A 23,746-nucleotide genomic window follows, 5' to 3' on the forward strand; every position below is an offset into this window, starting at 1 on the left:
ATGTCTCCAAGCGACGTTTCGCTTTGTTCATGCATGGGAACTAACGAGTGCGGTGGCGCACCGGTTCCCCTGCAGCGTCAAGGTAATAAATGATCGACTAGCCGAAATCCCGTTAATGCCGGATTAACCTTGTTATTCCGATGGCGAGCACATTGTATATTTGCCGTATTTGCCGGTTTTTCAGCCAAACCTACAAACATCAACCCAATATTTTCAATTCCGCGCAATCTGATTCCGTCATTATTGACCCACGTCAACCCCGACTCAACTGATTCGCGGCAAAAAAGCGAATCAATTTCGTCAAAAACCCTTTCCGGACCGTCCGGAAGGGATTCCAAAGCCCTCGATCAGTGCTTCCGTCGCCTGGGCGTTGCGGATGTCGTTCTGAATATCGAGCAGCCGGTTGAGGTTTTCGTCGGTCGTTTCCGTCGCCAACGCGGTTTCAGCTACTTTCAGCTCTTTATGTAGTGTGCTTGCGCGCTGATGCAAGTGAACGGCCTGCCGCAATGCTTCGAGCGCATCCTCTTCCGCCGCTTCCGCCGTCGCCGTCCACATGCGGGCGCGCCGCACGAGGGCCTCGAGCGCCTCGATCAGCGTGCCGTGTCCGGCCTCGGCCATGGCCTTGCGCATTTCCAGCCCGTCCACCACGTGGTGCTCGGCCAGGGCATTGAGCATGGCGGAATGAAACCGCTTCAGGTCCGGGTGGCTGAATTCCAGCCGCACCACCGTTTCGAAATCCTCTTCGATCAGCCGGGGATGGTTGAACAGGGTCATCAGGATGGCGGTCTCGCGCAGGGGCGGCGCTGCCGAGGTGGTCTTGACCAGCACCGAGCGGGCAAGACTGTCGGAAACGGCGAGCCGCCCCGAGGCCGCGCCCCTGCCCCGCTGTCCATAGCCGTTCTGGTTGCCATAGCCATTCTGGCCATTGCCGCGCTGGTCGCCGTCGCGCCGGTTGTTGTTGCTGCGCTGACTCGAGCCGAAGAACTGCTGGATGCGGTCGCGCACATCCTGCGCATAATGGCGGCGCACATTCTCGTCGGCAATCAGCGCCGTCATCTGCTTGAGCCGGGATTCCAGTTCGGCGCGCCGCTCCGGCGTGTCGAAAACCCCGCCGCTGGTCTCGCGCGTCCACAGCATGTCGGCGAGTGGCCGGGCATCGTCCAACACGGCCTGAAACGCCTGCGGGCCCGATGCCTTGACCAGGTCGTCCGGGTCCTTGCCTTCCGGCAGCACGGCAAAGCGCAGCGACCGCCCCGGCTTCAGCGCCGGCATGGCGAGATCAATGGCGCGGTAGGCCGCCTTGATCCCGGCCTGATCGCCATCGAAACACAGGACCGGCTCCGGCGACATGCGCCAGAGCAGATCGAGCTGATCTTCCGTCAGCGCCGTGCCGAGCGGCGCGACCGCCTGGCCAAAGCCCGCCTGCGCCAGCGCAATCACATCCATATAGCCTTCGACCGCGATGACCGCCTTGGCGGCCTGCCCCGCCTGCGGCTGCGCGGCCCGCCGGGCGCGCAGGGCGTTGAACAGCACCTTGCCCTTGTGAAACAGCTCGGTTTCGTTGGAATTGAGATATTTGGCCGGGGCGTTGGGCGTCAGCGCCCGGCCGCCGAAAGCGATGACCCGCCCGCGCAGATCCTCGATCGGGAACATGATGCGGTCGCGGAAGCGGTCATAGGACACCGGCTTGTCGTCGCCATAGACCACGAGGCCGCAGGCTTCGATCTGTTCGCGTGTCGCGCCTTTCAGCGCCAGATGCTCCTTCAGCGCATTGCGGCTCTCCGGCGAATAACCCAGCCGGTAGGCATGCTGAGTCGCCGCCGACAGGCCGCGATCGCGCAGATAGGCCCGCGCCTTGGCACCTGCCGCCGACTGCAGCTGCTCTTCGAAGAATTTCGTCGCCATATCCATGACGTCATAAAGCGTGGCGCGCTTGGCCTCGCGCATTTCCATCTCGGCATCGCGCGCCGGCATGGGAATACCGGCCATATCAGCCACGCGCTGCACCGCCTCGGGAAAACTCAGGCCCTCGAGTTCGGTGAGAAACTTGAAATGATCGCCCGTCACCCCGCAGCCGAAGCAGTGGTAGCGGCCCTTGCGGTCCTCGCAATGGAAACTCGGCGATTTCTCGCCATGGAACGGGCAGCACGCCCAGAAATCACCCTTCGGCGCGTTGGTTTTTTTCCGGTCGAACGACACCCGCGTGCCGATCACACTGGAAATCGGTACACGCTCCCTGATCTCATCGAGAAAGGATGGCGGAAATCGCATGCTGCTCTTCGTTCACTTCATCCGGCGATTCGGGGGCTCACGCCCTGAATGCCTCCATTTTCCACGGTTTCAACAGCTGTCTGCAGAACCGGTTCCATATTGCATCATATCGGGGGGCGGTGAAAGGTCTGCAAGCCGGTCATCCCCCGCTCATCCTATCTTTTTGATTTAATTATCAGATCGCATATTGAAAAGCCGGCTCATCATTACCGGCACGGCCAAAGACTGTCATAAAACTGTTACACTTTGTCAAAAACGACATAATTTTTCTTAGCCGGAACATATTTTTTCCCCTTTTGGATTGATATGTTATCTTAATAATTGGCAACTAGAATTGGTCTGGTTGTATACCGCATTTTTCCACCTCGTTAGGATTGGCTCAAGTGAACGGTTCGACAGTTTTATTGCATCTCGCAGGTGCGGTGGCCCTTCTCTTGTGGGCCACGCGCATGGTTCGCACCGGTGTCGAGCGCGCCTATGGCGAGCGCATGCGCCAGAGCCTGCGCGGCGTGCTGCACAATCCCGTCCTTGCCGTCCTCTGGGGTACGATGCTTTCCATCGCCCTGCAAAGCTCGACGGCCGTCAGCCTGCTCGTCGGCTCCTTCGTCGGTTCCGGCATTGTCAGCGGCATTTCCGGGCTGATGGCAGTGCGCGGCGCCGAGGTCGGCTCGGCGCTCGTCGTGCTGATCCTGAGTTTCGACCTGACCCTGCTGGTGCCTCTGTGCCTGCTCGCCGGCACCGTCATCTTCATGTCGACCGAGCGCGGCGACTGGCGCCAGATCGGCCGCATTCTCGTCGGCATCGGCCTTCTCGTGCTGTCGCTCGAGATGACCGGCCAGGCCACCGAGCCGCTGCGCAACAGCGACCTCCTGCCCGTCATCGTCAGCTATCTGAGCACCGACCCGGTCACCGCCTTCATGCTGGCGGCGCTGATGACCTGGCTGTTCCATTCCAGCATCGCGGCCATCCTGCTGCTGGTCACCTTTGCCTCGCGCGGGCTGATCGATCCGGAACTCGGCGTCGTCATGGTGTTCGGCGTCAATCTCGGCTCGTCCTTCATCGCGCCGCTGCTGACCCGCAATGCCGCGCCGCAGGCGCGGATCGTGCCGATGGGCAACCTGCTGATGCGCGGCGCCGGTTCCCTTGTCATCCTCATCGCCTACCTCACCTTCAAGCCGTCGGTGGCCTTCCTCGGTGCGGCGCCGGCCGACCAGATCATCCATGCACATATCCTTTTCAACATCATCATCCTGCTTGCCGGCGTGCCGCTGTCGGGCCTCGTCCTGAAGGCCACCAAGGCCATCGTCGCGCTCAATGCCCCGGCGCCGCAGGCCCCGTCACTGGAACAGGCCGAGCTCAGTGCGCTGGATGAAAGCGTGCTCGATGCACCGAGCCTTGCCCTTGCCAATGCCACCCGCGAGACCGTACGCGTCTGCGAAACCGTGGAAATCATGCTGCAGCGGATCATCGGGCTCTACGAGAATCCCGAGCAGGCGCGCATCGACGAATTGTCGGGCCTCGATGACAAGGTCGACCGCAAGCATGCCGCGATCAAGCTTTACCTGGCCAAGCTGACCACGCGCGCCCTGTCGCCGCAGGAAGTCAGCCGCGCCCAGGAACTGCTGGGCGCCTGCGTCAAGCTCGAACAGGTCGGCGACATCATCGTGCGCAACATGCTCGCGCTCGTGCAGAAGAAGATGGACCGCAAGCTGAAATTCACCGATGAGGGCTGGCTGGAACTCAGCAACTTCCACGCAAAGGTTCTGACCAATGCGCGCATGGCGTTCAACGTTCTGGTGTCGCGCGACAGCGAAATGGCGCACCAGCTGGTGCTGGAAAAGGATCTTCTGCGCGATCTGGAAAAGCAGAGCAGCCAGCGCCACTTCAGTCGCCTGCGCGAGGGGACGCTGCGCAGCCTGGAGACCAGCTCGATCCACCTCGACACCATCCGCGACCTCAAGCAGATCAACTCGCTGCTTGCCGCCATGGCCTATCCGGTGCTGGAGGAACAGGGCCTGCTCAACACCACCCGCCTGCGCGCGCTGAACAACTGATTTATTGGCGATAGGGCGCTGTTGGTTTGCAGAGATGACAGAAGCACGGTGCGTGGTTCGACAAGCTCACCATGAGGGAAGTGATTTGGTTGCAATGCCAATCACAAACGTTGCAGGATGTAACGCTCCGCAGCCCTCCACCTCCCTCATGGTGAGCTTGTCGAACCACGCACAATGGCTCTGCCATCCACCCATCAAACAAAAATCACGCCAACTTATCCACCACATCCCAAGCCGAGATATTCTCATCCCTGTCCTTTCCGGCGGGAATGCTTCCGGAAACCTTCGAAAGTCAGGAAAGGACCGGCACTTCGTCCCGCAGGGAAAACCTGCAGGATGAGGAGGTTGCGCTGAGGCTGTGCGCGTTTCCGATGAGGAAACAAGGCAGAACAGGCAAGGCCTGAAATCGCCGGGGCGGGTGGTCCCCAGGATCGCAAGCATCGCATACCGCATACCCCAAGACCCGCGTTCCAGGGACCGCCCGTCTTTCCTCTTTTGCAATGGCCAGATGCGATCGCGGGCGTGGCAAGGCAATGCCGCGCCCGGCGCATCCCATCCGCCGCACATGCCGTGTCAGCAGCTTACTGCAGGATTTCCTTGACGATGCCGCTGGCCTTGGTGAAATCCATCTGGCCGGCGTATTTTTCCTTCAGCGCATTCATGCACTTGCCCATGTCGCGCAGGCCACCCGCGCCGATTTCCTCGATAACCTGCGAGCAGGCCTGACGGATATCCTCGTCGCCCAGCTGCTTGGGCAGGAAGCCCCGGATGATCTCGATCTCGCTGCGCTCCTGCTCGGCAAGCTCAAGCCGGTTGCCGTCCTCGTACAGCTTGGCGGATTCCTCGCGCTGCTTGATCATCTTGGCCAGAATCGCGCTGATTTCGTCGCCCGTGACCGGGTCCTTGCCCGATCCGCGATTGAGAATATCCCGATCCTGAATGGCGGCCATGATCAGGCGCAGCGTGGAAACGCGGCGCTTGTCCTGTGCCTTGATGGCGGTTGTCAGTGCCCCGGCGATGGTATCGCGCATGGCTTTACTCTCCTGTTGTCCGCGCAGCCTACCGGCGGGTCCGAACGAAATCAATCATCGCGGCGGACCGGTTCGGCACCGATTTCCACGAAGAGTTGTCGTGTCGCAATTGACCGGAAGCGCGGTTTTCTCTAAGGTCCGTGACCTAGCCAGACATTTTGGGTTGTTGCAGCGGTGGTAAGGTCAATCGACCACCGCGTTCAGCCATGTCATATGGAATACCGAACGGCATTTTTCAATGCCCAATGAAGAACGACGACGCAAGCCCACGCAGGAGTGCCGCATGACCGCCCCGATAACGACAGACGCAGGTGCAAAGACCGCAGCCTGGACAGAATTCAAGCCGACAGCGGTGCTGGTTCTGGCCGATGGAACGGTGATCGAGGGCAAGGGACTGGGCGCAACCGGCGCCTGCGAGGCGGAAGTCTGCTTCAACACCGCGCTGACCGGCTACGAGGAAATCCTCACCGATCCTTCCTATGCCGGCCAGATCGTCACCTTCACCTTCCCCCATATCGGCAATGTCGGCACCAACCGGGAAGACATTGAAGACCTGACCCCGGCCAACCGCGCCGGTGCCGTCGGCGCCATCTTCAAGGCTGACATCACGGCGCCGTCGAGCTACCGCGCCGCCGAGCATCTCGACGATTGGCTGAAGGCGCGCGGCGTGATCGCGCTTGCCGGCGTCGATACCCGTGCGCTCACCGCTCTCATCCGCGAAAAGGGCATGCCCAATGGCGTCATCGCCCACGATCCCGCCGGCAATTTCGACATTCCTGCCCTGACCAAACGCGCTGCCGCCTGGCACGGCCTGCTCGACCTCGATCTGGCCAAGGACGTCACGTCAGGCCAAAGCTCGGTCTGGACCGAGAAGCCATGGGTCTGGAATGAAGGCTTCGACCAGCAGGCCGCACCGGAATTCCACGTGGTTGCCATCGATTACGGCATCAAGCGCAACATCCTGCGCCTCATCGCCGGCCTTGGCGCCAAGGTCACCATCGTTCCGGCCACGGCGACGGCAGACGACGTGCTTGCCCACAAGCCCGACGGCATTTTCCTGTCGAACGGCCCCGGCGATCCCGCTGCCACAGGCAAATATGCGGTTCCGGCGATTCAGGACCTGATCAAGACCGACATTCCCGTGTTCGGCATCTGCCTCGGTCACCAGATGCTGGCGCTGGCGCTCGGCGGCGACACCAAGAAGATGCACCAGGGCCACCATGGCGCCAATCATCCGGTGCGCGACGACACCACCGGCAAGGTCGAGATCGTCTCGATGAACCACGGCTTTGCCGTCGATGCGGATTCCCTGCCCGACGGCGTGGAAGAAACCCACGTCTCGCTGTTCGATGGCAGCAATTGCGGCCTGCGCGTCACCGGCAAGGCCATCTTCTCGGTGCAGCACCATCCGGAAGCCTCGCCCGGCCCGCAGGACTCGCACTACCTGTTCCGCCGTTTCGCCAATCTGATCCGCGCCCGTCAGGGTCTTGCGCCCCTGCCCGAGCGCGATCAGGCCGCTTAAGATAAATATTGCATTCCCGCTGTGCGTGGTTCGACAAGCTCACCATGAGGGAGGACGAGGATTGCAGGGGGTATATTCTGCAACCTTTGCAATTTGCATTGAAATCAGCCCACCTCCCTCATGGTGAGCTTGTCGAACCACGCACAGCGGGAATGCAGCTTATAACTTAAGCAACATCCCGGCCGGTACTGGCTTTCAGGATGGCAAACCACTGCTGGCGCTCGAGCATGATATCGAGCGCCGCCACCATTTTCGCCAGGCGCTCCCGCTTCAGACTGCCGAGCACGGGAACCAGCCGCGCCGGATGACGCAGCAGCCAGGCAATGGCAATCGCCGAGATATCATCGACATCGAGTTCAGCCCCCACCGCCTGCAACGCCGCGCGCACGCGCTGCTCCTGCTCGCCCGTGCCGGTAAACAGGCTGCCGCCGCCAAGCGGTGACCAGATCATCGGCGCGTAGCGCAGGCGCTGGGCGTGATCGAGGCTGCCATCGGTGAGCGGCGCCGTTGAGGTGACCGACATTTCGATCTGGTTCGTTACCACAGGAAATGGCAGGCGCGATGCCAGCAGGTCGATCTGCGGCGGCGTGAAATTCGACACGCCCACGGCGCGCACCTTTCCTGCCTTCACCACATCCTGCAATCCCGCCGCCGTGTCATCCGCTTCCATCAGCGGATCGGGGCGGTGCAGCAGCAGCACGTCGATATAATCGGTCCTGAGGTTCTGCAGCGAACGGTCGACGGACGCCTTGATATGCGCCGCGCTGGTATCGTAGTGCTTCACCCGGTTCTCCGGGCGCTGGTCCGATGTCAGCATGATATCGCATTTGGTGATCAGCTCGATGGACTGGCGCTTGCCGCTCCGGCCGGCAAGGCCCGCGCCGAAAGCCGCCTCGACACCATAATTGCCGTAGATATCGGCGTGGTCGAAACTGGTCAGGCCAAGCGCGATTGCCTCGTCGATCAGGCGCGCCACCTCGGCCGCGGACGGCTTTGCGCCCTGATCGAGCAGCCGCCACGCGCCCAGCACCAGCCGGGACAGCGACAGACCTTCGGAATTGAGCGGGATACGGTTTTGGGCGGACATGGAAAACCTCGTTTCGGCGGGTGGACCCGTTGCATAGCGCAAAGGGGCGGCCAGTCAAAGGTGCGCATGCGAATCTGCGATTCTCGTTGACAACAATGCACGGCGATTGTACCTATCGATACAGACTTTACCAATCAGTACAATCCATGGAGATGACCATGCCGGAACAACGCCCGCCACTTCCTCCCTTCACCCGCGAGACTGCGATCCAGAAGGTCAGGGCCGCCGAGGATGGCTGGAACAGCCGCAATCCCGAACGGGTGGCGCTCGCCTATTGCGTGGACAGTTACTGGCGCAACCGCGCAGAGTTCATCCAGGGCCGTGATGCCATCGCCGCATTTCTCACGCGCAAATGGAACCGCGAGCTCGATTATCGCCTGATCAAGGAGCTGTGGGCCTTCACCGGCAACCGCATCGCCGTGCGATTTGCCTATGAATACCATGATGATTCCGGCAACTGGTTCCGGGCCTATGGCAACGAAAACTGGGAGTTTGACGAGAATGGCCTGATGCGCACGCGCTTTGCCTGTATCAATGATCTGCCGATCGCGGAGTCCGAGCGGAAGTTTTTCTGGGACCGCGCCGCCTCCCGCCCGGCTGACCATCCGGGCCTGTCGGAACTCGGCCTCTGAGCATGGTCAAAACCATCGCCGAGCGCGCCGACATCGTACCCGTTCTCGCCGAGATCTTTCGCGAATATGGTTTTGAGGGGGCGAGCCTCGCAGTCATCGGCGACAAGACCGGCCTCGGCCGCGGCAGCCTTTACCACTTCTTTCCCGGCGGCAAGGAAGAGATGGCAACAGCGGTCCTGCACCATATCGATACGTGGTTTGAAGACCGGATCTATCACCCTCTGCGCGAGTCGGACGATCCGGCCGCAGCCATCAGTGCCATGTGCCGGGCCGTGTCGGATTATTTTCATTCGGGATGCCGCATCTGTGTCGTGGGTGCTTTTGCCCTCGATAATGTTCGGGATCGCTTTGCCGGCGCTATCCTCGACTACTTCGCAGAATGGCGGAATGCGCTTGCGATAGCCCTGCAGAAGACCGGCCACGCCCCTGATCAGGCAATCGACCTCGCGGAAGAAGCGGTGGCCAACATTCAGGGCGCACTGGTTCTTGCCCGCGCGCTGGATGATCCTGCCGTGTTCGAACGGGCCATGCAGCGGATCGAAAAACGCTTGTTATGAGGCTTCGCTTGAGACCAGCGCCGCCTGTTCCAGCGGCTCATGCGCGGTAATAGCAGGTTTTTCCACCCGCAGGACAAAGACGGCGACGGCGATCACCACGAAGAGCCCGCCGAGCACATAGGGGGCGCCGCCGAAGGCCACCGATGCCGCCGGCGCGGTGAACATCGCAAAAATCTGGGTAAAAATCAGCGGACCGATCACATTGGTGATGCTGAACAGACTGGTCATCGCGCCCTGCAATTCGCCCTGCTCCGACGGCGGAACCTTGGCGGCGGCGATGCTGCGCATGGCTGGATCCGCCAGGCTTTCCAGGCAGGTCGCGACGATGACCGCATAGACCATCCAGCCCTGCCACGCCGCGGCATAGCCGAAGAAACCGAGCGCCGTGAAAACCAGCCCGATCACCGCCGTCCGCCACTCGCCGAAGCGGGCGACGACGCGCGGCAGGATGAAACCCATGACCAGCGCGCCGCCCATGCCGAACACGCCGAGCGACAGGCCGATGTCCCGCTGGTTCCAGTCATAGCGATAGGCGCTGACGAACGACCACACCGAGGGATAGGCCATGTGGCCAAGGGTGAGCATGAAGAAGACGAGACCGATCCACAGGATTCCCCGGTGGCCGCGCATCTGTTTGAGAGCGCCGAGCGGATTGGCGCGCTTCCAGTCGAACGTCCGGCGGTTCTTCGTTGCAAGCGTTTCCGGCAGGAAGAAATAGGCCACGAGAAAATTCAGGAAGGCGATCAGCGCCGCACCGAAGAACGGCACGCGCGGACCGAACTCGCCGAGCAGGCCGCCGATGATCGGACCGAGGATAAAGCCGACGCCGAAGGCAATGCCGAGAAGGCCGAAATTCTTGGCGCGGTTCTCGTCGGTGCTGACATCGGCGATGTAGGCGGAGGCGGTGGAAAAGCTCGCGCCACTGATGCCCGCCAGCACGCGGCCGATGAACAGCATGCCGAAACTCGTTGCGAGCGCGCAGATCAGATTGTCGATGGCAAAGGTGAACACCGAGGCAAGCAGCACCGGACGGCGGCCGAAACGGTCGCTCAGATTGCCGATCAGTGGAGCAAAAACGAACTGCATCGCGGCGTAGACGAACAGCAGCCAGCCGCCGTCTATCGCCGCGTGACTGACATCCGATCCCGTCAGCTGTTCGAGATAGGCCGGCATGACCGGCACGATGATCGCGATGCCGATGACATCCATAAGGAGCATGACAAAGACAAGAGTCAGCCCGCGCTTGGCAAGGACAGGATCAATCATCGAAACTCACTTTTGGCGTTCCGGAACGAAATTGATCCGGAAAATGCTCATAATCGATTTCCACGAGTGAAACAATACGTGAACATGATCAGAAAATCTGAGAAAATGCTTGCCGATTATGCTCAGGAATCAATATCTCCTGACATATGCTGCCACATCCCTACCTGGCATAACGGGTTGGCAGGGCGGTGGTTGCCTTCAGCGTCTCCATCGAAACCGAAGCGGATATGTCGAAAAACTCGACCTTTTCCACCAGCGTCTTGTAGATACCGTCATAGGCTTCGACGCGCGGGAGAACGAGCTTGAGGATATAGTCGAAGGTGCCGGTCATCCGGTGCACTTCGACGATTTCCGGGATATCGATGATCGCGGCGCGGAACTGCTCCAGCCAGTCGGCGGAATGGCGCGCGGTGCGGACAATGACGAACATCGTCGTCGGCAGCCCCATCACCGGCCGGTCGAGCAGAACGACGCGGCGGGCGATATAGCCCTCTTCCTCCAGACGCTGGATGCGGCGGGAACAGGCGGAGACGGACAGGCTGACCCGGTCGGCCAGATCCGACACGGCGATGGACGAATCCGCTTGCAGCAAATCCAGGATTTTACGGTCACGATGGTCGAGCATATCCATTCCCGCGCAATATTTCGGCGTTGCGGCCGGAATATACGCCAATCTTTTGCGTGACGACAGATTTAATCCGCAAACTTTGCGAACCGTTCGCGCGGCATCTGAATTATCATTCCCGCAATGACTTCAAAGGGAGAATGAGAATGCGCACGATTGGGCTGATTGGCGGTATGAGCTGGGAAAGCACGGCCGTCTATTACCGGCAGATCAACGAAGCCGTCCGCGCCCGGCTGGGCGGCCTTGCCTCCGCCAAGGTGGCCTTGCAATCGCTGGATTTCTCCGAAGTCGTCGCCCTGCAGAAAAGCAACCGCTGGGACGATGCCGCGGCACTGTTATCGGACGCGGCCAGGCGGCTTGAAGCGGCCGGCGCCGACTGCGTTCTCATCTGCACCAACACCATGCATCTCGTTGCCAGCGAGGTGGCAGGTTCCGTCAGCATTCCGCTGATCGACATCCGGCAGGAAACCGGCCGGGTGCTTGCCGCCGCCGGCATGCAACGTCCGCTGCTACTGGCGACGCGCTACACCATGGAACACGGGTTTTACGCCGACTACATGCGCGATGCATTCGGCATCGAGGTTATGGTTCCCAATGAAATCGACCGGGCAAAAGTCCACGCGGTGATCTTCGACGAACTCTGCTGCGGCATCGTGAAGGAAGAGTCCCGTCAGGCGCTGGAAAAGATCATCGTACGCGGCAGGGAAGCCGGAGCCGACTGCGTCATTCTCGGCTGCACCGAAATCTGCCTCTCCCTCACCGGTGACAATGTCGCCCTGCCGATGTTCGATTCGACCACGATCCACTCCGAGGCCGCCGTATCGCTGGCGCTGGGACGGGATTTCACGGATCAGCAGACCGCCGTTTAGCCTCTTGTGATTTCAGGCTTGCAGGTGCGTGGTGCGTGGTTCGACAAGCTCACCATGAGGGAGGTGGGTTAGCTGCATGCCAATCGCGAACGTCGCGGAATAAGGCTCCCTGCAACTCTCAACCTCCCTCATGGTGAGCTTGTCGAACCACGCACCACTCATCATGCAGCGCGAGCGTCTTATCAGATCGCGCCGCTGAACGTATCGCAGCTATCGAGCTTGCCGCTGTCGAAGCCGCGCTTGAACCACGAACTGCGCTGGGCAGACGTGCCGTGGTTGAAGCTTTCGGGAACCACATAGCCCTGCATCTTGCGCTGCAAGGTGTCGTCGCCGATCTGCTTGGCGGCATTCAGCGCTTCCTCCAGGTCGCCCGCTTCCAGAATACCCTTCTGCTGGGTGAAATGCCCCCAGATACCGGCAAAGCAATCCGCCTGCAATTCGACCCGCACGGACATGGCATTGGCGTCGGCCTCGCTCATGTTCTGGCGCATCTGGTTGAACTTCGGCAGGACACCGATCAGGTTCTGCACGTGGTGGCCCACTTCATGGGCAAGCACATAGGCCTGGGCAAAGTCGCCCGATGCGCCGAACTTCTTGTCCAGCTCGTTGTAGAAGTTCAGATCGATATAGACCTTGCGGTCGCCCGGACAATAGAACGGTCCTGTCGCCGCGCTGGCGGAACCGCAGGCCGAACGGGTCTGTCCACTGAACAGCACCAGGGTGGGCGGCGGATACTGCTTGCCCTCCGCCTGGAAGATGCCGGTCCAGACATCCTCGGTCTCGGCCAGGACGGTCTTGACGAACTGCGTCATCTGGTCATTGGCCTGCGCCGTCGGGCGTGAGGCGGGCGACTGGCTCTGGCTTTGTCCCGGCGATGATTGATCCATCATGCCGCCATCCACCAGAATCTGCATCGGATCGATATTGGTGCAGAATTTCAGGAACAGGAAAATGGCCGCAAGGACAAGGATACCGGATATGCCGCCGCCGCGCACGGACTGTATGCCGCCGCCGCTGGGAAAGCGGAAGCCGCCGCCATTGCCCATGCCGCCGGGAGTGCCGCCATCGTCGCCATCGGTGCGGCGGTCCTCAACATTGTCACTTTGCCTACCGCCCTGCCAGCGCATTACCCACCTCCAGATGAACCCTCGGCCATGCCGCTGATATGTTGCACATCAACAGTATAGCTCCTTATTTGTTCCATGCACGATGCTATTTTCAACTGTTGGCTGCAATCAGTTCACGATCAATTTTCATGACCGAATAATGCAGAGTCCGCCCGTTGTTTCGGAGCAGGATGAGCACAAAGCGTCGCCGCATTCCTTTTCCATCCGAAACTGCGGCGAAAAAGCATGGATTTGCGCGTTTTTGGGGTTACGTAATCCGATCGCTTTGCCTATAAGGCAGCCTTAGCCTCGCATTAGGAATTTTGTGTCTGCCCGTACGGTCAAGTCCGTGCGGTTTTTTGTGCAGCACGCTGTTGATAGGAAGAAGCCATGCCAAAACGCACCGACATCAAATCTATTCTGATCATCGGCGCAGGACCGATCATCATCGGTCAGGCATGTGAGTTCGATTATTCCGGCACGCAGGCCTGCAAGGCCCTGAAGGAGGAAGGCTACCGCGTCATCCTCGTCAATTCCAATCCGGCCACCATCATGACCGATCCGGAACTGGCCGATGCCACCTACATCGAGCCGATCACCCCTGAGGTCGTCGCCAAGATCATCGCCAAGGAGCGTCCGGACGCCCTGCTGCCGACCATGGGCGGGCAGACCGCGCTGAACACCGCCCTGTCGCTGCGCCGCATGGGCGTGCTCGAACGCTACAATGTCGAAATGATCGGCGCCAATGCCGAAGCCATCGACAAGGCGGAGGACCGCGCGCTGTTCCGCGAGGCCATGGCCAAGATCGGCCTGGAAACACCCAAATCCATGCTGGCCAATGCGACCGACGTGAAAAACCTCGACCGCCGCCTGCACAAGGAGCAGCGCGAAATCGTCAAGGCCAAATATTCCGGCGCCGAACTTGATGCGGCGCTCGACAAGCTGGAAACCGAATGGCAGCTGGGCGAAGGCGACCGCAAGCAGCGCTACGTCTCGCACGCGCTCGGCATGGCCGGTGCGGCGCTCGACCATGTCGGCCTGCCCGCCATCATCCGCCCCTCCTTCACCATGGGCGGCACCGGGGGCGGCATTGCCTATAACCGCACAGAATTCTACGAAATCATCGGCAGCGGTCTCGATGCCTCGCCGACCACCGAAGTGCTGATCGAGGAATCGGTTCTAGGCTGGAAGGAATATGAAATGGAGGTCGTCCGCGACAAGGCGGACAACTGCATCATCATCTGCTCCATCGAGAACATCGATCCGATGGGCGTCCATACCGGAGACTCCATCACCGTTGCCCCGGCCTTGACCCTGACGGACAAGGAATACCAGATCATGCGCAACGCCTCGATTGCGGTGCTGCGCGAGATCGGCGTCGAGACCGGCGGTTCGAACGTGCAGTTCGCCGTCAATCCGGAAAACGGCCGCCTGATCGTCATTGAAATGAACCCGCGCGTGTCGCGCTCCTCGGCGCTGGCGTCCAAGGCAACCGGCTTTCCCATCGCCAAGATCGCGGCCAAGCTCGCCGTCGGCTACACGCTGGACGAACTGGAAAACGACATCACCGGCGGCGCCACCCCGGCCTCGTTCGAACCGTCCATCGACTATGTCGTCACCAAGATCCCGCGCTTTGCCTTCGAGAAATTCCCCGGCGCCGAACCGACGCTGACAACGGCGATGAAGTCCGTCGGCGAAGTCATGGCCATCGGCCGCACCTTCAAGGAATCGCTGCAGAAAGCCCTGCGCGGCCTTGAAACCGGTCTCACCGGTCTCGATGAAATCGCCATTCCCGGCCTTGGTGAAGGCAGCGACAACAATGCCATCCGCGCCGCCATCGGCACGCCGACGCCGGACCGCCTGCGCATGGTGGCCCAGGCGCTGCGCCTCGGCCTTTCCGTCGAGGAAGTGCACGAGGGCTGCAAGATCGACCCGTGGTTCCTGCAGCAGATGGCGGAAATCATCGCTACGGAAGAGCGCGTGCGCGAGCACGGCCTGCCGCAGGACGCACAGAACCTGCGCATGCTGAAGGGCATGGGCTTCTCCGATGCCCGTCTCGCCAGCCTGGCCAAGGTCGACCCCAACGAGGTGGTCAAGCTGCGCAAGAAGCTTGACGTGCATCCCGTTTTCAAGCGCATCGATACCTGCGCGGCCGAGTTCGCCTCGCCGACCGCCTATATGTACTCGACCTATGAAGTGCCCTTCGCCGGTGCCCTCGCCTCGGAAGCCCAGGTTTCCGACCGCAAGAAAGTCGTCATCCTCGGCGGCGGCCCCAACCGTATCGGCCAGGGCATCGAGTTCGATTATTGCTGCTGCCATGCCGCCTTCGCCCTGCGCGATGCCGGCTACGAAGCCATCATGATCAACTGCAACCCCGAGACGGTATCAACAGACTATGACACCTCGGACCGGTTGTACTTCGAACCGCTGACCGCCGAAGACGTGCTGGAAATCCTGCGCGCCGAACAGACCGCCGGCACACTGCACGGCGTCATCGTCCAGTTCGGCGGCCAGACACCGCTCAAGCTCGCCGATGCGCTGGAGAAAGCCGGTATCCCGATCCTCGGCACCTCGCCGGATGCCATCGATCTGGCTGAGGATCGCGACCGCTTCCAGAAGCTGCTGATCAAGCTCGACCTGACCCAGCCGAAGAACGGCATCGCCTATTCCGTGGAACAGGCCCGCACCATTGCCGGTGAACTCGGTTTCCCCTTGGTGGTGCGCCCGTCCTATGTTCTCGGCGGCCGCGCCATGCAGATCATCCATGACGAGCGCGCCCTGCAGAGCTATCTGCTCGACACGGTTCCCGAACTCGTGCCGGAAGACATCAAGCAGAAATATCCGAACGACAAGACCGGCCAGATCAACACCCTGCTCGGCAAGAACCCGCTGCTGTTCGACCGTTATCTCAGCGAAGCCATCGAAGTCGATGTGGATTGCCTGTGCGACGGCAAGAACACCTGGGTTTCCGGTATCATGGAACATATCGAGGAAGCCGGCATTCACTCGGGCGACAGCGCCTGCTCGCTGCCGGTGCATTCGCTTTCGGCTGAGATCGTCGCCCAGCTCGAGGCAGAAACCGCCGCGCTGGCAAAATCCCTCAACGTCGTCGGCCTGATGAACGTGCAGTACGCCATCAAGGACGGCACGATCTATGTGCTTGAAGTCAACCCGCGCGCCTCGCGCACGGTACCCTTCGTTGCCAAGACCATCGGCAAGCCGATCGCCAAGATCGCCGCGCGCATCATGGCCGGTGAAACGCTGGACGAGGCGCTGGCCAATTATGGCGGCAAGCCGTCCGGCACCGCGCGCAAGCACATCGCCGTCAAGGAAGCCGTCTTCCCCTTCGCCCGTTTTCCCGGCGTCGACATCCTGCTCGGACCGGAAATGCGCTCGACCGGCGAAGTGATGGGCCTCGACTACGACTACGCGCTGGCTTTCGCCAAGGCGCAGCTCGGCGCCGGTGTCGACCTGCCGCGTGACGGTACCCTGTTCGTCTCGGTGCGCGACGAGGACAAGCAGCGCATTCTTGCGCCGGTCAAGCGGCTGGCGGATCTTGGCTTCAAGGTCCTGGCGACTGGCGGCACGGCGCGTTTCCTCGCGGAGAACGGCGTTGCCGCACAGAAGATCAACAAGGTCCAGGAAGGCCGTCCGCATGTCGAGGACGCCATCCGCAACCGGCAGGTGCAGCTGGTGTTCAACACCACCGACAGCGCCAAGGCGATCTCGGACTCAAAATCGCTGCGCCGCGCCACGCTGATGCAGAAGGTGCCCTACTACACCACCCTGTCGGGTGCCGATGCGGTGGCCGAAGCCATTGCAGCGCTCAAGGCAGGCTCGCTCGAAGTGCGCCCGCTGCAGGACTATTTCTGACAATTGCTCCGGTCGCGGCCCATGCCGTGACCGGATTTTCCTCACTCAGTTGGGCGTTCCCTCAGGATCGCCCTTCTGCAGCGCCTGCAGATAATCCTCGAGCCGGTCGAGGCTCTCGTCCCAGAAACGCCGGTAATGGTCGAGCCAGTCCGACACTTCGCGCAACGGCCCGGCTTCCAGGCGGCAGGGGCGCCACTGCGCCGCGCGGCCGCGGGCAATCAGCCCGGCCCGCTCCAGCACCTTCAGATGCTTTGAAACCGCAGGCATGCTCATATCGAACGGTGCCGCCAGTTCGGTGACGGAGGTTTCACCTTCGGCTAGCCGCGCCAGAATGGCGCGCCGCGTCGGATCGGCGAGCGCGGCCAGAATGCCACTAAGACGGTCAGGCGTCATATTTTTTACATTACCTATTGGTTAAATAACTAAATAGTTTAATACTGCAAAGCCCGGGCCTTGTCAAGATTCGGCACGCCGATGGTAACGGCAGCAAAGAGCGGAAACCAGACCCGCCGGAGCTTGGACAAAATGACCTGCATCCGCGATTGACCTCAACTTAAGTTGAGGTTTTATAAGCTTCACTCCGCCCGGAATCCATCCACTCAGGAGCACGCATGTTGACCGATATCGAACGACTTACAGACGCACAGTTTCTCCGACTGTTTCAGGCAAAGCGGTTTCTTGTGACAGGCGCGACGGGCAATGTCGGCCGGCACGTCGTCAATGAACTGCTGGAAAACGGCTATCTCGTGCGGGCGCTCACCCGCGATGCGCAGCGCGCCAATCTGCCTGCCGGCGTCGAGGTGGTCGAGGGCGACCTGACGCGGCCGGAAACATTCGAACGGGCGCTTGCCGGCGTGGCCGGCATGCATCTCATCACCATCGGCGGCGACGATTACACCCCTCTCGACAACGGCGCCGAGATTGTCCAGCTGGCGCGCTGGGAGGGCGTGCAGCGCATCAGCGTGCTCAGCGACGGGCGGGCCGGAAGCGTCGAGGAGGCCGTCCGGGCAAGCGATCTGGAATGGACCATCCTGCAGCCCGTCGACCTCATGTCCAACACGCTTGGCTGGATCAAGAGCATCAAATCGGCCAATATCGTGCGCGAGCCCTATGGCAGCACGGCAAGAACCCTCATCCACGAGGCGGATGTGGCAGCGGTCGCCGCCCGGATTCTCAGCCATGGCGGCCACGCCCGCAAGACCCTCAAGCTGACGGGCTGCGAAGTCCTGACCATACCGGACAAGATCAAGGCGATCAGCGCGGTGACGGGCAAGCCGATCCGTTATGTCGAGGTGAGCGAGGAGCACACGCGGCAATCCATGCGTGAACTCGGCATTGGCGAAGACGTCATCGACTATGTGGTGGCGTGGAACAGCAATCCGCCGCCGGAAGGGCGTGCCGTCACCGGAAGCGTCCAGCAGGTCATCGGCCGCCCGCCCCGCCGCTTCAGCCACTGGGTCAAGGAGCATGCCCCGCTGTTCATGTGAGGGAATGGCAAGACGGCATGTTATTTGGTGCGTGTCTGGTGCGTGGTTCGACAAGCTCACCATGAGGAAGGTGGTTTGGTGCAAGATCAATCACAAACGTTGCGGAACGGTGCTCCCTGCAGCCCGCCCACGTCCCTCATGGTGAGCTTGTCGAACCACGCGCCATAAATCGCGCAGCGGTAAAGCGCCTAGACGCCGCTCAGCCCTTCCGCTTCCATGCCATGGCCACTGGGATCGCTGACAAAGTGCAGCACCTTGGAAAAGACGTGATTGCTCATGTCCTCGCGCCCGATATGCACCACGGTGGACTTGGCGAGCTTGTCGCGCAGCACGGCCATCACCCGGTCATGCGCGCCCGCTTCCATGGCATCCAGCGCCTCGTCGATAACCACCCAGTCCGGCTTGTGCAGCATCAGGCGGGCAAAGGCCAGGGATTGCTGCTCATCGTCGCTCAGGTCGCGGTCCCAGCGCGAGCGGAAGTCGAGCATGGTCTTGAGACGGTCCAGACCGAGCTCATGCAGCGCTGAAATGAGCTCGCTGTCGGGAAAGGCCCCCTTCCCAAGCGGATAGGACATGACCTCCCGCAGGCTGCCCGGCGGAAAATAGGGCGAGCGCGGCATATAGAGGATCGCCGTGTCTTTCGGCAGGGCAATATTGCCGGCACCCCATGGCCACAGACCGGCAATCGCACGGAAAAGCAGCGTCCTGTCGATGCCGGGTTCGCTGGTGATCAGCACCCGTTCGCCCGCATTGACGACCGCCTTTTTCTCCTTCAGGCGCACGGTTGCCAGCGGTGCTGTGATCTTGAGCGTATCGAAAACAAGCTGGTTGCCTTCCGACTGGGAAAACTTGATGCGCTGCTCGACGCTGTTCAGCGTGTCCATCGACTGGACCGCCTGCCGGAATGACGTCACGCGCAAGAGCGTGGCGCGCCAGTCGGCAATGGCGCTGAAATTGTCGACGAACCATTTGAGCGATGCCTGGACCTGATTGAAGGCGCCAACGGCGATGATCAGACCGCCGAATGACAGGTTACCGGCAAAATACACCGGCGCGGCCACCAGATAGGGGGCGACCTGCGTGAACCAGCCATAGCCGGAGGTCACCCATACGAGCTGCGTCCAGGCCGTTACCAGCTGGCGGATCGCGGCGAGCAGCGAATCCACATCCAGGCCAAGCCGGACCTTTTCATCCTGTTCGCCCCGGTAGAGCGCAATCGCATCGATATGCTCGTTGACGCGCATCAGCGAAAAGCGCAGGTCGGATTCACGCTGGTAGCGGTCTGCATTGAGCTTGATCAGCTTGCGCCCGACAAACCAGCTGATGGACGAAGCGGAACCGGCATAGAGGATGGCCGCCCACACCATGTAGCCCGGAATGGAAAAGCTGTGGCCGTAGACGTTGAAGATGAAGCCGCTGGACAGGCCCCAGAGCACGCCGATGAAGCTCATCATCAAAATGGAGGCCTGCAACAGGCCGAAACCGAGGTCGGTCGACATTTCGGCGAGATGGCGTGCATCCTCGTGCAGACGCTGATCGGGATTGACGCCGATCGGCCCGGAATTCGACAGCTTGAAGGCCCGCCGGGGAACCAGCCACTCGCCGATGAGGTCGCGGGTCAGACCTTCGCGCAGTTTCATGCGGGTCATCTGATTGAACCAGGTCTGCCCGACGGCCAGAATCAACAGGCAGATGGCGATGCCCAGAAAAACCAGCAATTCGTTGAGAAACGCGGTGAAATCGCGATGGGAAAGCGCATCGAGAAAGCGCCCGTTCCATTGCACCAGACGAACCTGGCCGGCGGAGGTGATGATGATGATGGCAAACATGCTGAGCAGCAGCAGGACGAGCCGGTTGCGGACGGGTGATATCCAGTAGACATGCAAGATAACGCGGAGCTGAGAAAGCAGGCCCGCCTGTACTTCGCCGGCAACGGCGATGGCGGACGTCTTGCTCTGTTTGTCTTCCGCCATGAGCTAGCCCCCGTGGACGACCGTGATTCGGCCTCTCCACTTTATCATTGTTGGTTGGATTGCACCGGATAAAGCGCCGGATTTACCCAAGGGAAGTAAGGCTGAATTCCGCCCGGTCAAGAGCGCGCGCGTGACGGGCACATGTGGCCGATTTGAATCCCGCTTGTTTCGGCTCCGATTCTGTCTTATGTATCCCGCATCGATTTATCGGTCGAGTGACTTTGCGACCTGCGTAACCCGTTGCGCTTCCTGATGAACTCCATTGCATAGGTTCGATTCCCTGGGCAGCATAGCTGTATGTTGCCTGTCTTATATCTCTGAAAGGAATTTCCCATGGCTACGGGAACAGTGAAATGGTTCAACAGCACTAAGGGCTATGGTTTCATCCAGCCTGACACCGGCGGTGCAGACGTATTCGTACACATCTCCGCTGTTGAGCGCGCAGGACTGCGCGGCCTCAATGACGGCCAGAAGGTCAACTACGAAATCGTACAGGATCGTCGTTCGGGCAAGTCGTCCGCTGACAACCTCAGCGTTGCCGGCTAATCGCCGCACGCGAAAATCGACAGGTTTTCGAATATACAAATTTGGAAAGGCGGGATTTTGATCCCGCCTTTTTGCATTTCCGGGCCGGCTCAGACGATATCGCTTTCGGAGTAGTCAGCCACCAGTTGCAGCATGGCGCGCAAACCGACGATGAGGCCGCTTTCATCGACCAGGAAGAGATCGGAGTGGTTGGCCGGCGCTTCCCGCGGGTCCCGCCCCTTGCCCGTGATCCCGACCCTGAAGAAAAAGCCGGGAACGGCCTGCGCGAAATAGGAGAAGTCCTCGCCGCCCATGCCGCGCTCTATCAACTTCGTGTTGTCTATCCCGGCAACACGGGCAAGCGTCGGGGCCATCCTGGTTGTCAGTTCCGGGTTGTTGATGACGGGCGGATAGCCGTTCGCCTCCCAGACAACCTCTGCCTCACCCCCCATTCCCTTGGCGACCAGCGTCGCCAGTTCGGTGACGCGCTTCATCATATGTTGGCGTTGCCGCTCGACCGAGGTGCGCAGCGTGCCTGCCAGCTCCACCTTGGCAGGGATGATGTTGTAGCGTGTCCCGCCTTTGAACACGCCAACGCTGAGAACCGCCGGCTCGCGCACGACATCGGTTTCACGGCTGACAAGCGTCTGCATGGACGACACGATTTCCGATGCGATGACGATGGGATCAACGCCACTCCAGGGAGACCCGGCATGCGTCTGCTTGCCCTTTACCGTCAGCCGAAAAGCATCGGACCCTGCAGAGACAGGACCGGAACAATAACCAACCATTCCGGCAGCAAGATTGCTGCCCACATGCAGGCCAAACACAACATCGGGTTTCGGATCAGCGAAGGCGCCCTCTTCCAGCATCTTTCGAGCGCCGCCGATCTCACCCCTGGGCAGTTTCTCTTCGGCAGGCTGGAACAGCAGCTTCACCGCTCCCTTGAGATGTGCCTTGTTCCGCGCGAGGATTTCAGCGGCGGCCATCAGAATGGCCACGTGGCAATCATGACCGCAGGCATGCATGACAGGCACGTCATCACCATCCCAGATTGCCCGCGCCTTGGATGCAAACGGCACATCGGTCTTTTCTTCGACGGGCAGGGCGTCCATATCGGCACGCAGGGCAATGACCGGACCCGCCCCCGCCTCACCTTTCAAAACCGCAACAATGCCGGTGGTGGCGACCTTCTCCCGGACGTCATAGCCAAGCGCCTTCAGGTGCTGCGCCACGAGCGCCGAGGTGCGGACCTCCTGGTTGCCCAGTTCCGGATTTTCATGGATATCGCGCCGCCAGGCAATCATCCGCTCTTCGATGTCATGCGCCTGCATATCGAAGACGCCATGGATCTTTCGAGCCGGGGCGGGCTCAATGTTCAATGCGGCGTGAAGTGGCGAGACGCCCAGCGCGAACAATCCGCAACAGGCACATAGGGTCTTGAGGAACTGACGGCGCTCAAGCACGTCATCAATGGCTTCGGCTACAAATCGCTGGGGTGAAGAAGACTTTGCGGGCGTGAACAATTTCATGGCAATCGACCTTCGTGCTGAAAATGAGAGGCAATAAAAATTCATTTCAAATGCAATAAAACACGATGGTACCCCAACCCGCGGCGCTGTCAAGAACGGGGCCCGGCCATTGGCAGAATGAAACCGTTCCCCCTGCAACCGTTCGTTCAGGATGTTCACCGCACACAATCGGCACGCTCGGATCGAGCCCGCCGATTGTGAATCTCGGCGTCCTCAGCCGATCTCGACGACCACCTTGCCGAACGGTCCGCGGTCCAGATGATCGAGCGCGTCGGTAAAATCCGCCATGGAGTAAACGGCATCGACGACGGGGGTAACACCCGACAGTTCGAACGCGGCAACCAGATCCTCCAATGCCCGCCGGTGCCCGACCTGAATGCCCTCGACAACCACGCGCTTGCGGGCAAACGGGCCAAAGCCGCCGGATATCTCAAAGCCGTCGATCACCCCGATCAGCGAAATGCGTCCGCCGACCGCCGCCGCGCGCAGGGACTTGTCGAGATGGGCGCCGCCGATCGTCTCAAGGATGTGGTCGGCGCCGCGATCGCCGGTCAGCCGGTAGACGGCTTCGACCCAATCCTCCTTCTGGCGGTTGATCCCATGATGGGCACCGAGTTCCCTGGCCCAGGCGAGTTTCTTGTCGTCGCCGGAGACAACGATAACATTCGCCCCGTGCATCAGCGCAATCTGCATGCCGAAGATCGACACGCCGCCGGTTCCGATGACGACCACGGTCTGCCCGGCCCTGAGCCTGCCGCGTTCGACCAGGGCGGTCCATGCGGTGAGGCCGGCGCAGGGCAGCGTGCTGGACTGGAGACCGGTCAGCGTGTCGGGCGCCCGAACCGCCCAGTCCTCGTGCAGCACGACATATTCGGCCAGAACCCCCTGCATCGGCCCGCCAAGGGTGCGGCCATTGGGATCGCGCGCCGTGCCGGGACCATTGCCATCGATCCAGTCGGGCAGGAAGGTCGAGATGATGCGGTCACCCGCGGCAAAGCGCGTCACACCGGCGCCGACCGCCGAAACCGTGCCGGACAGATCCGACAGCGGCGTGAGCGGTTCCATCTGGGGCGCCGGCAATCCAAAGCCGAGATCGACCAGCAGCTTGTCGCGGTAATTGAGGGAAGCCGCCACGGCCTTGACCAGAATTTCACCGGGCCCGGGCGTTGGCACTTCGGCCTCGGCCAGTTTGAGATTGTCGCGTCCGGCCCCATTCAGCGTCCAGCGTTTCATCGTCTTCGTCATCATCTCTGTCCTCGCATGCCCCGCCAGCCGGGGAGAGAACAGCGTTTTATATGATCGCGGCACGATGCAGTTGCGCCCATTCCACCCATTA

Annotated in this window: 18 protein-coding genes; 8 read left to right on the forward strand and 10 right to left on the reverse strand. The window is 61.0% G+C overall.

What is annotated here, in order from left to right:
• Positions 1-300 precede the first annotated feature (300 nt).
• Positions 301-2,271 (reverse strand): DNA primase, encoded by a 1,971-nt coding sequence (gene dnaG, locus ACZ5FP_RS16460; RefSeq protein WP_464661300.1) that lies wholly within the window; start codon positions 2,269-2,271, stop codon positions 301-303.
• 383 nt (positions 2,272-2,654) lie between these two features.
• Between dnaG and ACZ5FP_RS16465 the strand changes: the two genes are divergently transcribed.
• Positions 2,655-4,325: a Na/Pi cotransporter family protein gene (locus ACZ5FP_RS16465; protein ID WP_288193545.1), complete on the forward strand. Its 1,671-nt coding sequence runs from the start codon at positions 2,655-2,657 to the stop codon at positions 4,323-4,325.
• Between the two features lie 581 nt (positions 4,326-4,906).
• Here the strand turns inward: ACZ5FP_RS16465 and ACZ5FP_RS16470 are convergent.
• Complete coding sequence (locus ACZ5FP_RS16470) at positions 4,907-5,356, reverse strand: GatB/YqeY domain-containing protein (RefSeq protein ID WP_223612634.1); 450 nt, start codon at positions 5,354-5,356, stop codon at positions 4,907-4,909.
• Between the two features lie 283 nt (positions 5,357-5,639).
• Here ACZ5FP_RS16470 and carA point away from each other — a divergent pair, with 283 nt between their 5' ends.
• On the forward strand, positions 5,640-6,878 hold the full coding sequence (carA, locus tag ACZ5FP_RS16475; protein WP_464661301.1) for a glutamine-hydrolyzing carbamoyl-phosphate synthase small subunit: 1,239 nt from the start codon (positions 5,640-5,642) through the stop codon (positions 6,876-6,878).
• Between the two features lie 166 nt (positions 6,879-7,044).
• Here carA and ACZ5FP_RS16480 read toward each other — a convergent pair whose 3' ends face one another.
• Positions 7,045-7,965, reverse strand: a complete 921-nt coding sequence (locus ACZ5FP_RS16480) for an aldo/keto reductase (RefSeq protein WP_464661302.1) — start codon at positions 7,963-7,965, stop codon at positions 7,045-7,047.
• A 158-nt stretch (positions 7,966-8,123) separates the two neighbouring features.
• On the opposite strand from ACZ5FP_RS16480, the gene ACZ5FP_RS16485 reads away from it, so the two are divergent.
• The gene (locus ACZ5FP_RS16485) at positions 8,124-8,597 is read left to right on the forward strand and encodes a nuclear transport factor 2 family protein (RefSeq protein ID WP_464661303.1); all 474 of its coding nucleotides are present in this window, start codon (positions 8,124-8,126) and stop codon (positions 8,595-8,597) included.
• Between the two features lie 2 nt (positions 8,598-8,599).
• Positions 8,600-9,154: a TetR/AcrR family transcriptional regulator gene (locus ACZ5FP_RS16490; RefSeq protein ID WP_464661304.1), complete on the forward strand. Its 555-nt coding sequence runs from the start codon at positions 8,600-8,602 to the stop codon at positions 9,152-9,154.
• Here the strand turns inward: ACZ5FP_RS16490 and ACZ5FP_RS16495 are convergent.
• Both ACZ5FP_RS16495 and ACZ5FP_RS16500 read right to left on the reverse strand, forming a co-directional pair.
• A complete protein-coding gene (locus tag ACZ5FP_RS16495; RefSeq protein ID WP_464661305.1) occupies positions 9,149-10,420 on the reverse strand; it encodes a TCR/Tet family MFS transporter in 1,272 nt (423 codons plus the stop codon). The genes ACZ5FP_RS16490 and ACZ5FP_RS16495 overlap by 6 nt on opposite strands.
• A gap of 160 nt (positions 10,421-10,580) precedes the next feature.
• The gene (locus tag ACZ5FP_RS16500) at positions 10,581-11,045 is read right to left on the reverse strand and encodes an Lrp/AsnC family transcriptional regulator (protein WP_464661306.1); all 465 of its coding nucleotides are present in this window, start codon (positions 11,043-11,045) and stop codon (positions 10,581-10,583) included.
• Between the two features lie 146 nt (positions 11,046-11,191).
• Between ACZ5FP_RS16500 and ACZ5FP_RS16505 the strand changes: the two genes are divergently transcribed.
• Positions 11,192-11,914, forward strand: a complete 723-nt coding sequence (locus ACZ5FP_RS16505; protein ID WP_464661307.1) for an aspartate/glutamate racemase family protein — start codon at positions 11,192-11,194, stop codon at positions 11,912-11,914.
• A gap of 182 nt (positions 11,915-12,096) precedes the next feature.
• Here the strand turns inward: ACZ5FP_RS16505 and ypfJ are convergent, their stop codons facing one another.
• Positions 12,097-13,041, reverse strand: coding sequence for a KPN_02809 family neutral zinc metallopeptidase (gene ypfJ, locus ACZ5FP_RS16510; protein WP_403183775.1), 945 nt, complete (start codon positions 13,039-13,041; stop codon positions 12,097-12,099).
• A gap of 369 nt (positions 13,042-13,410) precedes the next feature.
• Here ypfJ and carB point away from each other — a divergent pair, with 369 nt between their 5' ends.
• Positions 13,411-16,893, forward strand: coding sequence for a carbamoyl-phosphate synthase large subunit (gene carB / locus ACZ5FP_RS16515; RefSeq protein WP_464661308.1), 3,483 nt, complete (start codon positions 13,411-13,413; stop codon positions 16,891-16,893).
• A gap of 45 nt (positions 16,894-16,938) precedes the next feature.
• On the opposite strand, the gene ACZ5FP_RS16520 is transcribed toward carB, so the two are convergent.
• Positions 16,939-17,286 (reverse strand): ArsR/SmtB family transcription factor, encoded by a 348-nt coding sequence (locus ACZ5FP_RS16520; RefSeq protein ID WP_223612626.1) that lies wholly within the window; start codon positions 17,284-17,286, stop codon positions 16,939-16,941.
• A gap of 218 nt (positions 17,287-17,504) precedes the next feature.
• Here ACZ5FP_RS16520 and ACZ5FP_RS16525 point away from each other — a divergent pair, with 218 nt between their 5' ends.
• The gene (locus tag ACZ5FP_RS16525; protein ID WP_464661309.1) at positions 17,505-18,380 is read left to right on the forward strand and encodes an NAD(P)H-binding protein; all 876 of its coding nucleotides are present in this window, start codon (positions 17,505-17,507) and stop codon (positions 18,378-18,380) included.
• A 188-nt stretch (positions 18,381-18,568) separates the two neighbouring features.
• On the opposite strand, the gene ACZ5FP_RS16530 is transcribed toward ACZ5FP_RS16525, so the two are convergent.
• Complete coding sequence (locus ACZ5FP_RS16530) at positions 18,569-20,353, reverse strand: ABC transporter ATP-binding protein/permease (RefSeq protein ID WP_464661310.1); 1,785 nt, start codon at positions 20,351-20,353, stop codon at positions 18,569-18,571.
• A gap of 333 nt (positions 20,354-20,686) precedes the next feature.
• Between ACZ5FP_RS16530 and ACZ5FP_RS16535 the strand changes: the two genes are divergently transcribed.
• Positions 20,687-20,899: a cold-shock protein gene (locus tag ACZ5FP_RS16535; RefSeq protein WP_027233379.1), complete on the forward strand. Its 213-nt coding sequence runs from the start codon at positions 20,687-20,689 to the stop codon at positions 20,897-20,899.
• A gap of 89 nt (positions 20,900-20,988) precedes the next feature.
• On the opposite strand, the gene ACZ5FP_RS16540 is transcribed toward ACZ5FP_RS16535, so the two are convergent.
• Both ACZ5FP_RS16540 and ACZ5FP_RS16545 read right to left on the reverse strand, forming a co-directional pair.
• The gene (locus ACZ5FP_RS16540) at positions 20,989-22,410 is read right to left on the reverse strand and encodes an amidohydrolase (RefSeq protein WP_464661311.1); all 1,422 of its coding nucleotides are present in this window, start codon (positions 22,408-22,410) and stop codon (positions 20,989-20,991) included.
• A 213-nt stretch (positions 22,411-22,623) separates the two neighbouring features.
• Positions 22,624-23,655: a zinc-dependent alcohol dehydrogenase family protein gene (locus ACZ5FP_RS16545; RefSeq protein ID WP_464663322.1), complete on the reverse strand. Its 1,032-nt coding sequence runs from the start codon at positions 23,653-23,655 to the stop codon at positions 22,624-22,626.
• Positions 23,656-23,746: the final 91 nt, after the last annotated feature.

The sequence above is a fragment of the Phyllobacterium sp. T2-21 genome (genome assembly GCF_055378485.1).